Origin of the sequence: Streptomyces sp. DH24 (genome assembly GCF_029813775.1) — a bacterium.
Taxonomy (GTDB): domain Bacteria; phylum Actinomycetota; class Actinomycetes; order Streptomycetales; family Streptomycetaceae; genus Streptomyces.
The window spans coordinates 24,771-39,209 of the sequence record NZ_JARVKW010000016.1; the positions used below are offsets into that span (position 1 = coordinate 24,771).

Genomic DNA, 14,439 nt, shown 5'->3' on the forward strand with positions numbered 1-14,439 from the left:
GCGCTCTCACGGAAAAGCGTCATCCGCCGAGGTGCCCCGGGCGTGCGCAGCGGCTGAAATGGGCGTAGGGAAAGCACCCGGACCGAACCGCCGGTGAGGAGCCCCGCCTCATGACCAAAGCGATCAAACTGCTCACCGCCCTGCCGTCGCCCCAGCGACAGCGACTGATGACGCTGGCCCGGGAGGTCTCCTTCCCGGAGGACTGCCGCATCTTCGAGGCGGGTGGCCGGGCCGACCGCTTCTGGGTGATCCGCTCGGGCGCCGTCAGCCTCGACCAGCGCGTGAACTCCCTGCACCGGGTGACCGTCGCCAGCCTGGGCGCGGGCGACCTGCTCGGCTGGTCCTGGCTGTTCCCGCCGTACGAGTGGGACTTCGGCGCGGAGGCCTTCAGCCCGGTGCGCGCCTACGAGTTCGACGCGGCGGCGGTGCTCGGGGCGTGCGAGGAGGACCCCCAGCTCGGGCTCACGCTGGTGCGCGGCGTGGCGGAGATCCTCGCGCACCGCCTGGAGATGACCCGGGGCAAGCTCATGGAGCAGTACTCGATGCACCGGCGCGGCGTTCTCTGAGGCCCCGGTGCGCGGCACGGGCGGCGCCGTGCCGGACGGCTTCCGCGGTTCAGACCCGGTAGCGCCGCAGGGCGGGTACCGCGGCGGCCAGGGCCAGCATCACAGCGCGAACACCACCAGCGGCAGCAGTCCGGCGAGGCTCGCGGCGCCGACCCACGCCGAGGAGCCGGTGATGTCGTAGATCTGCTTGGGTACGGCGACCGCGGTGAGCTGGCTGCCGACCGCCGTGACGACGGTCGACGACCACAGCCTGCGGTAGGCGGGGATGCGCAGGGGGCGGGTGTCCATGGCCCAGCGGCGCCACCCCCGGCGGGGCGCTCGCGCCGCCCGCCCGGTCTCCGGTCGCGGTGCGGCGCCGCTCTCGCTGGTGTCCACGTACGTCGCCCTGGTTGCTCGTTACATCTTTCTGGTCGGGATCACTATGGCACCCCCGCCGACGCGGCCCGCACGCCGTCTCAGGCTCCGGCGATCAGGCTCACGCCGAGCACGGCCATCGTGAGGGCGACCAGTCCGTCCAGGACCCGCCAGGCGGCGGGGCGGGCCAGGAAACGGCTCAGCAGCCGGGCCCCGAAGCCGAGCGCGGCGAACCAGCAGAGGCTGGCCAGCACGGCACCCAGGCCGAAGGTCCAGCGCAGCGGGCCGCGGTCGGCGGCGACGGAGCCGAGCAGGAACACGGTGTCGAGGTAGACGTGCGGGTTCAGCCACGTCATCGCCAGGCAGGTCAGCACCGCCCGCCTGCGTGAGCCGGTCGTCTCCCCCTCCGCCGTGAGCCCTTCGGCGGGGCGGAACACGCGGCGGGCCGCCAGGGCGCCGTAGCAGAGCAGGAAGGCGCCGCCGATCCAGCCGACCGCCGTCAGCGCGCCGGGCCACGCCACCACGATCGCGCCGACCCCGGCGACGCCGAGGGCGATGAGGAGGGCGTCGGACAGGGCGCAGATGCCGACGACGGCGAGGACCGCGTGGCGGCGGACGCCCTGGCGCAGGACGAAGGCGTTCTGGGCGCCGATGGCGACGATGAGGGACAGGCCGGTGCCGAATCCCGCGGCGGTGGCGGTCAGAGCTGGGGTCATGGCCTCGACGCTAGGGAAAGGACCACTCGCCGTACAGCTAAAGATTTTTACGTACCATTAGCCACTGTGATGGGAGAGCTTCCGCTGGACCAGGTGCGGACGCTGCTGGCGGTGGTCGACGAGGGCACCTTCGACGCGGCCGCCGCCGCGCTGCACGTGACGCCGTCGGCGGTGAGCCAGCGGGTGAAGGCGCTGGAGCAGCGCACCGGCCGGGTGCTGCTGATGCGGACCAAGCCGGTGCGGCCGACCGAGTCCGGCGCGGTGGTCGTACGGCTGGCCAGACAGCTGGCCCGTCTCGAACACGACGCGTACGCCGAGCTGGGGCTGAGCGGCGCCGGGGAGCCGACGCGGGTGCCGGTGGCGGTGAACGCGGACTCGCTGGCGACGTGGTTCCTCGCCGCGCTCACGCGGGTGCCCGAGGAGCCGGCGCTCTCCTTCGAGCTGCGCCGCGAGGACGAGGACCACACGGCGGCGCTGCTGCGGGAAGGGCTCGTCATGGCGGCGGTGACGTCCTCGTCCGACCCGGTGCCGGGGTGCTCGGTGCGGGCCCTCGGCCGGATGCGGTATCTGCCGGTGGCGAACCCGGAGTTCGCCGCGCGCCATCTGCGGGACGCGCCGCTGGTGGAGGCGCTCGGCGCGGCGCCCGTGGTGACCTTCGACCGGCGGGACGACCTCCAGGACGGCTTCGTGCGCCGGCTCGGCGGGCCGGGCGCCACCGGCGGCAGGCGGCACTTCGTGCCCACGTCGGAGGGGTTCGCGGAGGCGGTCGCGGCCGGCCTCGGCTGGGGGCTGCTGCCCGAGGCGCAGGCGGACCCGCTGCTGCGCGCCGGGCGCCTGGTCGAGCTGGCCCCGGACCACTGGGTCGACGTGCCGCTGTACTGGCAGCAGTGGAAGCTCGACTCCCCGGCGCTGGCGGCGGTCGCGGAGGCGGTGGTGTCGGCGGCGGCGCAGGCGCTGCGCGGGCCCGGCTGAGCCGTAGCCGACGCGCTAGCGTCTTCTGCCGCCCACCGCCGCCAGCCGCGCCGCCGCGCTCTCCAGCAGCATCTCCAGTGCCGTCGGGTACGCGCTGGTGACCATGCGCGTCGCGAGCAGCGGCGCGGCCTCGGCGATCCGGGGGTGGGTCCGGGCGGGCAGCCGGGCGTAGGTGGACAGCCACATGTCCTCGTCGGCGCGCAGGGTGTCCGGCGGCAGGGCCAGCGAGGCGGCGTCGAGAGCGGCGAAGGCCAGGGTCTGGTCGATGAAGGCGTGGTAGACGCGCACGGTGTCGGACAGCGGGAACCCGGCCGTGCGCAGGACGTCGAGGACCGCCTCGTCGGCCGCCAGCTCGTTCGCGCGGCCCGTGACCCGGCTCGCCGTGAGCAGCGCGGCCTGCGGGTGGGCCACGTAGGCGGCGTGGATGCGCAGTCCGACGGTCCTGAGGTCCGCCCGCCACTCCCCCGTGCGTTCCCAGCCGCGCAGGGCCTGTCCGATGAGGGCGTCGCCGATGGCGAGGGTCAGGTCGTCCATGCCGCGGAAGTACCGGTAGAGCGTGCTGGGGTCGCAGTCGAGGGCGAGGCCGAGCCGACGGGCGGTCAGGCCGCCGCTGCCGTGTTCGCGCAGCATCCGCAGCGCGGTCTCGACGATCAGCTCCTCGGACAGCACCGTGCCGCTTCTCGTGGGCCGGCGCCGCCGCCGTTTCTCCTCGGACACCACCCGCTTGGCCATGGCCGCCTTCCTCTCCCCGGTCTTATGCCAACGCCATTGACCTTAAAGGACGGTCCGGCGAACCATCTCCGTCCGGGGCCCCACCTCGTCCGTGTTCCTTTCCCGTTCCTCGACCCGGAGGGAGTTCCGTCATGCGTGTTCTGCTCGTGGGAGCCGGTGGTGTGGGCACCGCCGTCACCCGGATCGCGGCCCGCCGTTCGTTCTTCGAGCTGATGGTGGTGGCCGACCACGACCCGGCCCGCGGCGAGGCCGCCGTGTCGGCGCTCGGCGACGGGGCGTGCCGGTTCCGCGCCGAGCGGGTGGACGCCGGGGACGAGGCGGCGGTGGCGGAGCTGCTGCGCCGGCACGCCTGCGACGTGCTGTTCAACGCCACCGACCCGCGGTTCGTGATGCCGCTGTTCCGGGCCGCGCGGGCGGCGGGCGCCACGTATCTCGACATGGCGATGTCGCTGTCCCGGCCGCACCCGGAGCGCCCGTACCAGGAGTGCGGGGTGAAGCTGGGCGACGAGCAGTTCGCGGCGGCGGCCGACTGGGAGGCGGCGGGCGTCCTCGCGCTCGTCGGCATGGGCGTGGAGCCGGGCCTGTCGGACGTGTTCGCCCGGTACGCGGCCGACGAACTGTTCGACGACATCGAGGAGATCGGCGTCCGGGACGGCGCGAACCTCACCGTCGACGGGTACGGCTTCGCCCCGTCGTTCAGCATCTGGACCACGATCGAGGAGTGCCTCAACCCGCCGGTCGTCTACGAGGCCGACCGCGGCTGGTTCACGACCGAGCCGTTCAGCGAACCCGAGGTGTTCGACTTCCCGGCGGGCATCGGCCCGGTGGAGTGCGTGAACGTGGAGCACGAGGAGGTGCTGCTCGTACCGCGCTGGGTCGGCGCGCGCCGCGTCACCTTCAAGTACGGCCTGGGCGAGGAGTTCGTGAACACGCTCAGGACGCTGCACCTGCTCGGCCTCGACCGCACCGAGCCGGTCACCGTGCCGGGCCCGGCGGGGCCGGTGGCGGTCTCGCCCCGGGACGTCGTCGCCGCCTGCCTGCCCGACCCGGCGACGCTGGGCGGGCGGATGCGGGGCAGGACCTGCGCGGGCACCTGGGTGCGGGGCGTGAAGGACGGTGCGCCGCGCGAGGTGTACCTCTACCACGTCGTCGACAACGAGTGGTCCATGACGGAGTACGGCTGCCAGGCGGTGGTGTGGCAGACCGCCGTCAACCCGGTCGTCGCGCTCGAACTGCTCGCCACCGGCGCCTGGTCGGGCACCGGGGTGCTCGGTCCGGAGGCCTTCCCGGCCCGCCCGTTCCTCGACCTGCTGACCGCCTACGGCTCCCCCTGGGGCCTGCGGGAGCAGTGACCGGCGGCGGCACGGCGGATCGATCAGTATGCGAGAAGCGCCGGACCCCCCGCCCGCTCTAGCGTTGCGGCAGACGGACCGCCCGATGCCTGGTTGGATCGGGCCAGGGGACGCCGACGGGGCCGCGCAGGAGCCCCGCGCGACGGATGGAGACTGAGAATGAGCACGTCCAAGAGGTCGGACACGAAGTCGGGCGCACCGCACGCCGCCGACAGCCACGACATGATCCGCGTGCACGGCGCGCGCGTGAACAACCTCAAGGACCTCAGCATCGAGATCCCGAAGCGCCGCCTGACGGTGTTCACCGGCGTCTCCGGCTCGGGCAAGAGCTCGCTGGTGTTCGACACGATCGCGGCGGAGTCGCAGCGGCTGATCAACGAGACGTACAGCGCCTTCGTGCAGGGCTTCATGCCGACGCTGGCGCGGCCCGAGGTCGACGTGCTGGACGGGCTGACGACCGCGATCAGCGTCGACCAGCAGCGGATGGGCGGAGATCCGCGCTCCACGGTCGGCACCGTCACCGACGCCAACGCGATGCTGCGCATCCTCTTCAGCCGGCTCGGCGAGCCGCACATCGGCCCGCCGAGCGCGTACTCCTTCAACACCGCCTCGGTCCGGGCGAGCGGCGCGATCACCGTCGAGCGCGGCGCCAGGACCAAGGCGGAGAAGGCGACGTACGAGCGCGTCGGCGGCATGTGCAACCGCTGCGAGGGCCGCGGCAAGGTCTCCGACATCGACCTGACCCAGCTCTACGACGACTCCAAGTCGCTGTCCCAGGGCGCGTTCACCATCCCCGGCTGGAAGTCGGACAGCCAGTGGACGGTGCAGTTGTACGCCCAGTCCGGCTTCGTGGACCCGGACAAGCCGATCCGCGAGTACACCAAGAAGGAGATGCACGCCTTCCTCTACGGGGAGCCGACCAAGATCAAGGTCAACGGCATCAACCTCACCTACGAGGGACTGATCCCGAAGATCCAGAAGTCGTTCCTGTCCAAGGACAAGGAGGCGATGCAGCCGCACATCCGGGCGTTCGTGGAGCGCGCGGTCACCTTCACCACCTGCCCCGAGTGCGACGGCACGCGGCTCAGCGAGGGCGCCCGGTCGTCGAAGATCAAGAAGGTGTCCATCGCCGACGCCTGCGCCATGGAGATCCGTGACCTGGCCGCATGGGTCCGGGACCTGGACGAGCCGTCGGTGGCGCCGCTGCTGACCGCGCTGCGGCAGACCCTCGACTCGTTCGTGGAGATCGGCCTCGGCTATCTCTCGCTCGACCGGCCCGCGGGCACGCTGTCGGGCGGTGAGGCGCAGCGCGTCAAGATGATCCGCCACCTCGGCTCCTCGCTGACCGACGTCACGTACGTCTTCGACGAGCCGACCATCGGCCTGCACCCGCACGACATCCAGCGGATGAACGACCTGCTGCTGCGGCTGCGGGACAAGGGCAACACGGTGCTCGTCGTGGAGCACAAGCCGGAGGCCATCGCGATCGCCGACCATGTCGTGGACCTCGGCCCGGGTGCCGGTTCGGCGGGCGGCACCGTCTGCTTCGAGGGCACGGTCGAAGGGCTGCGGGCGAGCGACACCGTCACCGGCCGCCACCTGGACGACCGGGCCACGCTCAGGGAGACGGTGCGCAAGCCCACCGGCACGCTGGAGATCCGCGGCGCGTCCACGAACAACCTGCGCGACGTGGACGTCGACATCCCGCTCGGCGTGCTGTGCGTCGTCACCGGCGTCGCGGGCTCCGGCAAGAGCTCGCTCATCCACGGTTCCCTCCCCGCCCCGGGGGGCGTGGTGTCGGTGGACCAGGCGCCGATCCGCGGTTCGCGGCGCAGCAATCCGGCGACGTACACCGGACTGCTCGACCCGATCCGCAAGGCGTTCGCCAAGGCCAACGGCGTGAAGCCCGCGCTGTTCAGCGCCAATTCGGAGGGTGCCTGCCCCACCTGCAACGGCGCGGGCGTCGTCTACGTCGACCTGGGGATGATGGCCGGCGTCGACACGCCCTGTGAGGACTGCGAGGGCAAGCGGTTCCAGGCGTCGGTGCTGGAGTACCGCTTCGGCGGCCGTGACATCAGCGAGGTGCTCGCGATGTCGGTGACCGAGGCCGAGGAGTTCTTCGGCACCGGCGAGGCCGCCACCCCCGCCGCGCACCGGATCCTGGAGCGGATGGCGGACGTCGGTCTCGGCTACCTCACGCTCGGCCAGCCGCTCACCACGCTGTCCGGCGGCGAGCGGCAGCGGCTGAAGCTGGCCACGCACATGGGCGACAAGGGCGGGGTGTACGTCCTGGACGAGCCGACCACCGGCCTGCACCTCGCCGACGTCGAGCAGCTGCTCGGCCTGCTCGACCGGCTCGTCGACTCCGGCAAGTCGGTCGTCGTGATCGAGCACCACCAGGCGGTCATGGCGCACGCCGACTGGATCATCGACCTGGGTCCGGGCGCCGGCCACGACGGCGGGCGGATCGTCTTCGAGGGCACGCCCGCCGACCTGGTCGCCGCCCGCTCCACCCTCACCGGCGAGCACCTGGCGGCCTACGTCGGCGCCTGACCGCGACCCGCTGCCCGTGTCCCCGTCCGCTCCGGCCGGGGGCACGGCGGCGTCAGCGGCCGGAGCGGCGCAGAGGGCCCCAGGGGTGCTCCTGCCGTTCCACGACGTCCCGCGCCTCCTCGATCACGCCGTCGTCGATCCAGCACATCGGCCGGGCGTCGGTGACCAGCGGCTCGTTGTCGGGGCCGCGGCCGTTCTCCCGTCCGGTCAGCACCCACGGGCGTACGCCGGGGCCCTTCTCGTGCGGCAGGTGGGCGTAGTCGTGCAGCCGGCGGGCCACCCACACGTGCACGGAACGGTCCTCCCACCAGTCCTCGACGTCCAGGGGATTGGCGGACAGGCCGGGCATGGACACACCGGTGAGCTCGTCCTTGCTGGACACCTCGGAGAGGTCCGCCTCGGGGCCGCGCGACCAACGGACGTACAGGCCCCGGTCGCGTTCGACCAGGCCGGTGAGTTCGGCGAGTGTGCGCACGCTGGGCAGGTCGTCCGATGCGCTCATGTCGCGTCCTCCCTCGTCGCCGTCGGTCCGGATCCGTCAGGCGGTCGGAGTACCCGCAGAAGGCGGCCGCAACCAGGCAGCTTCTCCCCCGGCCGGATCGCGCCGGGCCGCGCCGCCCGTGCGGCGGCAGTAGCCTCGCGGCACCAGCGTCCCGACCGCCGAGGAGGCCCGACCGTGAGCGTTCGCGTGCGCCGCGTCTACGAACCGCCCGAGTCCGGTGACGGCGTCCGGGTGCTGGTCGACCGGCTGTGGCCGCGCGGCCTGGCCAAGGACGCGGCCCGGGTCGACGAGTGGCCGAAGGCCATGACGCCGTCGACGGAGCTGCGCCGCTGGTACCACGCCGGCGAGGGCTCGTACGAGGAGTTCGCCGGGCGGTACGAGGCGGAGCTCGCCGAGCCCGAGGCGGCCGGACTCCTCGACCACGTGCGGGACCTGGCCCGCGAGGGGACGGTGACGCTGCTGACCGCGTCGAAGGACCCGGAGAGCAGCCACGCGGCGGTGCTGGCCCGGCTCCTGCGGGACTGAGGAGCCGGGCCGGCCCGGTTCAGGCGGTCTGCTGTGCGGCGGCCCGGCCCGCCGCCCGGCCCGAGAACAGGCAGCCGCCGAGGAAGGTGCCCTCCAGCGCGTTGTAGCCGTGCACACCGCCGCCACCGAACCCGGCGACCTCACCGGCCGCGTACAGGCCCTCGACCGGCGTGCCGTCGGCGCCCAGGGCGCGGGAGCCGAGGTCGGTCTGGATGCCGCCGAGCGTCTTGCGGGTGAGGATGTGCAGCTTGACGCCGATCAGGGGCCCGGCGGACGGGTCGAGGATGCGGTGCGGGGTGGCGACCCGGCCGAGGCGGTCGCCGATGTAGCGGCGGGCGTTGCGGATGCCCTGCACCTGGGCGTCCTTGCTGTAGGCGTGGGCGAGCTGGAGGTCGCGGGCCGCTATCTGGCGGCGGAGGTGCGCCGCGTCGAGCAGCGGCCGGTCGGTCAGGCCGTTCATCTTCTCCACGAGCCCTTCCAGGGTGGGCGCGGTGACGAAGTCGGCGCCCTTGCGCAGGAACGCGTCCACGGGTCCGGGCGCTCCCTTGCCGAGGATGCGTTCGCGTAGGAAGGCCCCGCGGTCCTTGGCGGTGATGTCGGGGTTCTGCTCGGAGCCCGACAGCGCGAACTCCTTCTCGATGATCTTCTGCGTGAGCACGAACCAGGAGTGGTCGTGGCCCGCGAGGTCCTCGGTGGTGCGCAGGTGCTTGAGGGTGTTCAGCGTGTCGTATCCGGGCAGGCACGGCTCGGGCAGCCGGCGGCCGAGGGCGTCGAACCACATCGGGGACGGTCCGGGCAGGATGCGGATGCCGTGGCCGGGCCAGACCGGGTCCCAGTTCCGCAGGCCCTCGGTGTAGTGCCACATGCGGTCGCGGTTGACCAGGCGGGCGCCGGCCGCGGCACTGATGCCGAGCATGCGGCCGTCGACGTGGGCGGGGACGCCGGTGACCATCTCCTTGGGGGGTGTGCCGAGGCGCTCGGGCCAGTGGGCGCGCACGATGTCGTGGTTGGCACCGATGCCGCCGCTGGTGACGATCACGGCCTGCGCGGTGAGCTCGAAGTCGCCGACGCGGTCGCGGTTGGAGGCGACGCCGCGGGGCGAGGAGTCGTCCGCCAGGACCGTGCCGCGCACGCCGCGGGCGGCGCCCGACTCCACGACGAGTTCGTCCACGCGGTGGCGGTGGTGGAAGGTGAGCAGCCGGTCCCGCTCGGCCTGCCGGGCGTGCCGGACGAACGGCTCCACGACGCCCGTGCCGGTGCCCCACGCGATGTGGAAGCGGGGTACGGAGTTGCCGTGCCCGTGCGCGGTGAGGTCGCCGCGCTCGGCCCAGCCGACGGTCGGCAGGAAGGTGATGCCGTGCCCGGCGAGCCAGGACCGCTTCTCGCCGGCCGCGAACTCGACGTAGGCGCGTGCCCAGCGCACCGCCCAGGAGTCCTCGTCCTCGGTCCGGTCGAAGCCGGCGCTGCCCTGCCAGTCGCTCCAGGCGAGGTCGAAGGAGTCCCTGATGCCCAGGCGCCGCTGCTGGGGCGAGTCCACGAGGAACAGCCCGCCGAAGGACCAGAAGGCCTGGCCGCCGAGGTTGGCGGCGTTCTCCTGTTCCACGAGCGCGACTCTGCGGCCCCGGCCGGTCAGTTCGTGGGCCGCGACGAGCCCGGCGAGTCCCGCTCCGACGACGATGACGTCGGCGTCCATGGCGACGTTCCCTTCTTCATCCGGGGGTGCCGCTGCCGTCGGTCAGCAGGGCGGTGAGCAGTTGCTTGAGCCAGGTGCGGGCGCGCTCGACGTCCTTGTCCAGCAGCAGTTGGACGGTCACTCCGTCGTACGCGGCGACGACCGCGTGGGCGGCGCCGTCGGCGTCGCCCAGTACGGCGGGCAGTTCCTGGTGTCCGGCGGCGCGGGCGAGGCGGTCGGCGATCGCCCGCCGCAGCCGCTCGCGGTGTTCGAGCAGGCTCCGCGCGACGGCGGGGTCGCGGGCGGCGTGCACCAGGAAGTCCGTCTTCACCAGCAGCCAGTCCACGTCGAGGAGGAGCACCTCGGTGACCCGGTCGACGGACGCCGGCACGTCGAGGTCCGCGCCGTCCACGGCGAGGGCCCCGGCGACCTGCTCCGCGATGAGGTCCGCCCGCTGCCGGTACAGGGCGAAGAACAGCTCGTCCAGGCTGGCGAAGTTCGAGTAGAAGGCGCCGCGGCTGTAGCCGGCGGCCTCGCAGACCTCCTCGATCGACACCCGGCCGAAGCCCTTGGCGGCGAACACGGCGAACGCCGCGTCGAGCAGCCTGGCCCGCGTCCGCACCCGGCGCCTGGTCACGCGCCCGGTCGTGCCCTCCACCGCCATGCCGGACCTCCGTTCGATACGCGAATGTATCCGATACCCCGATGCATCGAACAGCCCCGCGCCGCACCGGGTCCCGACGATCTCTATGGGAACGCATTTTCGATTAAGAGGTACGCTGGCGGTATGACCACGTACCTCCAGGGCTCGCTCTTCGACCAGACCGACGAGCTGCGGCTCGGCGGTCTCGGCGGGATGCGCCGCACCGAACTGGGGTCCGGCGCCTGGATCGACGTACTGCCCGGCTGGCTCGGCGGGTCCGACGCGCTGTTCGAACAGCTCGCCGCCGAGGTGCCGTGGCGGGCCGAGCGCCGCCAGATGTACGACCACGTCGTGGACGTCCCCCGGCTGCTGGCGTTCTACGGCGCCGACGACCCGCTGCCGCACCCGGTGCTGACCGAGGCGCGCCGGACGCTCAGCGACCACTACGCCGGCGAACTGCGCGAACCGTTCACCACGGCCGGGCTGTGCTACTACCGCGACGGCCGGGACAGCGTGGCCTGGCACGGCGACCGGATCGGCCGGGGCGCCCGCGAGGACACGATGGTCGCCATCGTCTCCGTCGGCACGCCCCGCGATCTGCTGCTGCGCTCGGTGGGCGGCGGCCGCACCGTGCGCCGGCCGCTCGGCCACGGCGACCTGATCGTGATGGGCGGCTCCTGCCAGCGGACCTGGGAGCACTGCGTACCGAAGTCCGCGCGGGCCGCCGGGCCGCGCATCAGCATCCAGTTCCGGCCGCACGGCGTGCGCTGACCTCCCTTCCGCCCGCCGTTCTGTTTTGCTGGTGCCCGTCGGATTTGCCGGTGCCCGTCGGACGGGGGCCTCGAAGCGGCGGGACGGTCATGCGGGCGGACGTGCGGCACGTGGCGGACGGCATCTGTCTGGTGCACGGCAGCGACACCAACTGGGTCGTCCTCACGGACGGGGACGCGGTGACGCTGATCGACACCGGCTATCCGCGCGACCGGAAGCTGCTGCTGGACTCCCTGGCGGCGGTGGGCGGTTCGCCGGAGGCCGTCACGGCCGTCCTCGTCACGCACGCCCACAACGACCACCTGGGCTCCGCCGAGTACCTGGCCGCCCGGTACGGCACGCCGGTGCTGCTGCACGAGGCCGAAGTGCCGCACGCCCGCCGCGAGTTCCTGCACCAGGTGTCCGTCGGACAGGTGCTGCGCAACAGTTGGCGGCCCGGTGTCCTGCCCTGGGCGCTGCGCGCGCTGCGCTCCGGCGGCACGGCGCACGTTCCGGTCACCGCCCCGCGCCCGTTCCCGTCCGCCGGTCCTCTCGACCTGCCGGGGCGGCCCGTGCCCGTGCACACTCCCGGCCACACGGGCGGGCACTGCGCCTTCCACCTGCCCGAGGCCGGCGTGGTCGTCTCGGGCGACGCGCTGGTGAGCGGCCACCCCACCTCGCGGACGGCGGGACCGCAGCTGCTGCCCGGCATGTTCCACCACGAACGGGGCCGTGCCACCGCCTCGCTGGACGTGCTCGCCGCGCTGGACGCCGACCTGCTGCTGCCCGGTCACGGGCCCGCACTGCGCGGACCGGTGCGGGAGGCCGCCCGACGGGCCCGGGAAGCAGCAGAACCGGTTCCTCTAGGGTGAGGTGACGATCACCGGCCGAGACAAGGACACTCGACCCATGGCTCTGCAGATCAGCGCGACCAACCCGGAGCACCCGGCGCTCCTGCTGGAACTGCCGTGGCACCTTCCCCTGGAGCAGTGGCCGGACGAGTACCTGGTGCCGCTGCCGCGCGGCATCTCCCGCCACGTCGTGCGCTACTCCCGCGCCGGCGACGAGGTGATCGCCGTCAAGGAGCTCGCCCAGCGCCCCGCCCTGCGCGAGTACGAGCTGCTGCGCGACCTGGACCGCCTCGGCATCCCGGCCGTGGACCCGCTGGCCGTCGTCACCGGCCGCACCGACGGCGACGGGGAGCCGCTGGAGCCGGTGCTGATCACCCGGCATCTGGGCGGCTCGATGCCGTACCGGTCGATGTTCGAGACGACGCTGCGCCCGGCGACCATGCACCGGCTGATGGACGCGCTGGCCGTGCTGCTGGTGCGGCTGCACCTGGCCGGCTTCGCGTGGGGCGACTGCTCGCTGTCCAACACGCTGTTCCGGCGCGACGCGGGCGCCTTCGCCGCCTATCTGGTCGACGCCGAGACCGGCGAGCTGCACCCGCGGCTCAGCCCCGGCCAGCGCGACTACGACCTCGACCTCGCGCGCGTCAACATCAGCGGCGAACTCCTCGACCTGGAGGCGTCCGGGGCGCTGCACCCGTCCGTCGACGCGGTCGAGTTCGGCACGGAGATCTGCGCCCGCTACCGGGACCTGTGGCAGGAGCTGACCCGCACCTCGGTGTACCCGGCGGGCAAGTACCACTACATAGAACGCCGGATACGCCGCCTGAACGACCTCGGTTTCGACGTGGCCGAGATGCAGATCGAGCACTCCTCCAACGGCGACACGGTGACCTTCGTGCCCAAGGTCGTCGACGCGGGACACCACCAGCGCCAGCTGCTGCGCCTGACCGGGCTGGACGCCGAGGAGAACCAGGCCAGGCGGCTGCTGAACGACCTGGAGAGCTGGATGGCCACCCAGGACGACTACGCCCCCGGCGACCCGCTCGCCGCCCGCCCCGAGGTGCTGGCGCACCGGTGGGTGCGGGACGTGTTCCGGCCCACGGTGCGGGCCGTCCCGGTCGAGCTGCGCGGCGCCATGGACCCGGCCGAGATCTACCACGAGCTGCTGGAACACCGCTGGTACCTGTCCGAGCGCGCGCAGCACGACATCGGCCTGGACACGGCCGTCGAGGACTACATCCGGAACGTGCTGCCCAAGGCGCGCGAGACGCTCCAGCCGGCCGTGCCGGACTGAGGCCGGGGGCGTCCGCCGCGTGACCGCGCGAGGTCAGCTGGTGTGCGGGACGACCGCCACCGGGCACTCCGCGTGGTGCAGCATGCCGTGCGTGACCGAGCCGACCCGGGCGCCGACGGCCGTGCGGTGCGCGCGGCGTCCGACGACCATCAGCTGCGCGGTGCCCGCCACCGACAGCAGTACCTGCCCGGCGCTGCCCATCTCCACGTGCTCCACGACGGGCACGTCCGGGAAGCGTTCCCGCCACGGCCGCACCGCCTCGGCCAGCGCCGACTTCTCGTACGGTTCGAGACCCCCGGCCTCGTCGAGGAGTTTCAGCGAGGACGGGCTGTAGGCGAACAGCGGCGGCAGGGTCCAGGCCCGCACCACGCGCACGGTGGCGCTGCGGACGGCGGCCGTCTCGAACGCGAACCGCAGGACGGCGTGGCTGTCGTCCGGCCCGCCCTGCTGTCCCACGACGATCTCCCGGCCGGCGGCCTCGGTGCTCGCCCGGTCCCCGGCCCGCACCAGCACCACGGGCACGTCCGTCTCGGCGACGACCTGCCGGCCGACCGAGCCGAGCAGGAAGCCGACGACGGGCCCGTGGCCGCGCGAGCCGAGCGCCAGCATCTCGCTGTCCGCCGCGGCCCGGGCCAGCGTGTCGGCGATCCCGCCCTCGGGCACGGCGGTGCTCACGTCCAGCCCCGGGTGCCGTTCGGCGACGGTCCGGGCTGCCTCGTCGGCGAGGGCCCGCGCGCCCTGCCCCTGGCTTTCGCGGTCCACGGAGCCGATCGTGTCGTACTGCTGGAACCGCCAGGCGTGCACGATGCGCAGTGCCAGGCCGCGCCGGACCGCTTCCCTGGCGGCCCAGTCCAGTGCCGCGAGGGACTCCGCCGTGCCGTCGACCCCTGCCGTGATCGCGCCTGTCATGCCGCTGCCTCCCTGTTGTGCGGTCGCGTGCTCCGGTCAGTCTTCACT

14 protein-coding genes and 1 pseudogene are annotated in these 14,439 nt (G+C 73.1%); 8 read left to right on the plus strand and 7 right to left on the minus strand.

Annotation, left to right across the window (positions count from 1 at the left end):
• The first annotated feature begins 110 nt into the window (after positions 1–110).
• The gene (locus QC282_RS15175) at positions 111–566 is read left to right on the plus strand and encodes a cyclic nucleotide-binding domain-containing protein (RefSeq protein WP_279549884.1); all 456 of its coding nucleotides are present in this window, start codon (positions 111–113) and stop codon (positions 564–566) included.
• 102 nt (positions 567–668) lie between these two features.
• Here QC282_RS15175 and QC282_RS15180 read toward each other — a convergent pair.
• Positions 669–941, minus strand: a pseudogene (locus tag QC282_RS15180) (MFS transporter); the annotation flags it as partial.
• A gap of 80 nt (positions 942–1,021) precedes the next feature.
• A complete protein-coding gene (locus QC282_RS15185; protein ID WP_279549885.1) occupies positions 1,022–1,636 on the minus strand; it encodes a LysE/ArgO family amino acid transporter in 615 nt (204 codons plus the stop codon).
• Positions 1,637–1,705: 69 nt separating this feature from the next.
• Here QC282_RS15185 and QC282_RS15190 point away from each other — a divergent pair, with 69 nt between their 5' ends.
• On the plus strand, positions 1,706–2,608 hold the full coding sequence (locus QC282_RS15190) for a LysR family transcriptional regulator ArgP (RefSeq protein WP_279549886.1): 903 nt from the start codon (positions 1,706–1,708) through the stop codon (positions 2,606–2,608).
• Between the two features lie 15 nt (positions 2,609–2,623).
• On the opposite strand, the gene QC282_RS15195 is transcribed toward QC282_RS15190, so the two are convergent.
• Positions 2,624–3,340 (minus strand): TetR/AcrR family transcriptional regulator, encoded by a 717-nt coding sequence (locus tag QC282_RS15195; RefSeq protein ID WP_279549887.1) that lies wholly within the window; start codon positions 3,338–3,340, stop codon positions 2,624–2,626.
• A 131-nt stretch (positions 3,341–3,471) separates the two neighbouring features.
• Between QC282_RS15195 and QC282_RS15200 the strand changes: the two genes are divergently transcribed.
• Together QC282_RS15200 and QC282_RS15205 are read left to right on the plus strand one after the other, a co-directional pair.
• Positions 3,472–4,692 (plus strand): saccharopine dehydrogenase family protein, encoded by a 1,221-nt coding sequence (locus tag QC282_RS15200; protein WP_279549888.1) that lies wholly within the window; start codon positions 3,472–3,474, stop codon positions 4,690–4,692.
• Between the two features lie 159 nt (positions 4,693–4,851).
• Positions 4,852–7,245 carry an excinuclease ABC subunit UvrA gene (locus QC282_RS15205; RefSeq protein WP_279549889.1) on the plus strand — a complete coding sequence of 798 codons (2,394 nt, stop codon included), beginning with the start codon at positions 4,852–4,854 and terminating at the stop codon, positions 7,243–7,245.
• Between the two features lie 52 nt (positions 7,246–7,297).
• On the opposite strand, the gene QC282_RS15210 is transcribed toward QC282_RS15205, so the two are convergent.
• The gene (locus QC282_RS15210; protein WP_279549890.1) at positions 7,298–7,747 is read right to left on the minus strand and encodes a DUF6098 family protein; all 450 of its coding nucleotides are present in this window, start codon (positions 7,745–7,747) and stop codon (positions 7,298–7,300) included.
• A gap of 174 nt (positions 7,748–7,921) precedes the next feature.
• Here QC282_RS15210 and QC282_RS15215 point away from each other — a divergent pair, with 174 nt between their 5' ends.
• Complete coding sequence (locus QC282_RS15215) at positions 7,922–8,272, plus strand: DUF488 domain-containing protein (protein WP_279549891.1); 351 nt, start codon at positions 7,922–7,924, stop codon at positions 8,270–8,272.
• Positions 8,273–8,291: 19 nt separating this feature from the next.
• Here the strand turns inward: QC282_RS15215 and QC282_RS15220 are convergent, their stop codons facing one another.
• Together QC282_RS15220 and QC282_RS15225 are read right to left on the minus strand one after the other, a co-directional pair.
• On the minus strand, positions 8,292–9,965 hold the full coding sequence (locus QC282_RS15220; protein ID WP_279549892.1) for an FAD-binding dehydrogenase: 1,674 nt from the start codon (positions 9,963–9,965) through the stop codon (positions 8,292–8,294).
• Positions 9,966–9,981: 16 nt separating this feature from the next.
• The gene (locus tag QC282_RS15225; protein ID WP_279549893.1) at positions 9,982–10,608 is read right to left on the minus strand and encodes a TetR/AcrR family transcriptional regulator; all 627 of its coding nucleotides are present in this window, start codon (positions 10,606–10,608) and stop codon (positions 9,982–9,984) included.
• A gap of 123 nt (positions 10,609–10,731) precedes the next feature.
• Between QC282_RS15225 and QC282_RS15230 the strand changes: the two genes are divergently transcribed.
• The 3 genes from QC282_RS15230 (at position 10,732) to QC282_RS15240 (ending at position 13,482) form a co-directional block, all read left to right on the plus strand.
• Positions 10,732–11,358, plus strand: coding sequence for an alpha-ketoglutarate-dependent dioxygenase AlkB (locus QC282_RS15230; protein WP_279549894.1), 627 nt, complete (start codon positions 10,732–10,734; stop codon positions 11,356–11,358).
• 89 nt (positions 11,359–11,447) lie between these two features.
• On the plus strand, positions 11,448–12,209 hold the full coding sequence (locus QC282_RS15235; protein ID WP_279549896.1) for an MBL fold metallo-hydrolase: 762 nt from the start codon (positions 11,448–11,450) through the stop codon (positions 12,207–12,209).
• A 37-nt stretch (positions 12,210–12,246) separates the two neighbouring features.
• Positions 12,247–13,482 carry a DUF4032 domain-containing protein gene (locus QC282_RS15240; protein WP_279549897.1) on the plus strand — a complete coding sequence of 412 codons (1,236 nt, stop codon included), beginning with the start codon at positions 12,247–12,249 and terminating at the stop codon, positions 13,480–13,482.
• Positions 13,483–13,515: 33 nt separating this feature from the next.
• On the opposite strand, the gene QC282_RS15245 is transcribed toward QC282_RS15240, so the two are convergent.
• Positions 13,516–14,391 carry a universal stress protein gene (locus QC282_RS15245; RefSeq protein WP_279549898.1) on the minus strand — a complete coding sequence of 292 codons (876 nt, stop codon included), beginning with the start codon at positions 14,389–14,391 and terminating at the stop codon, positions 13,516–13,518.
• Positions 14,392–14,439 lie beyond the last annotated feature (48 nt).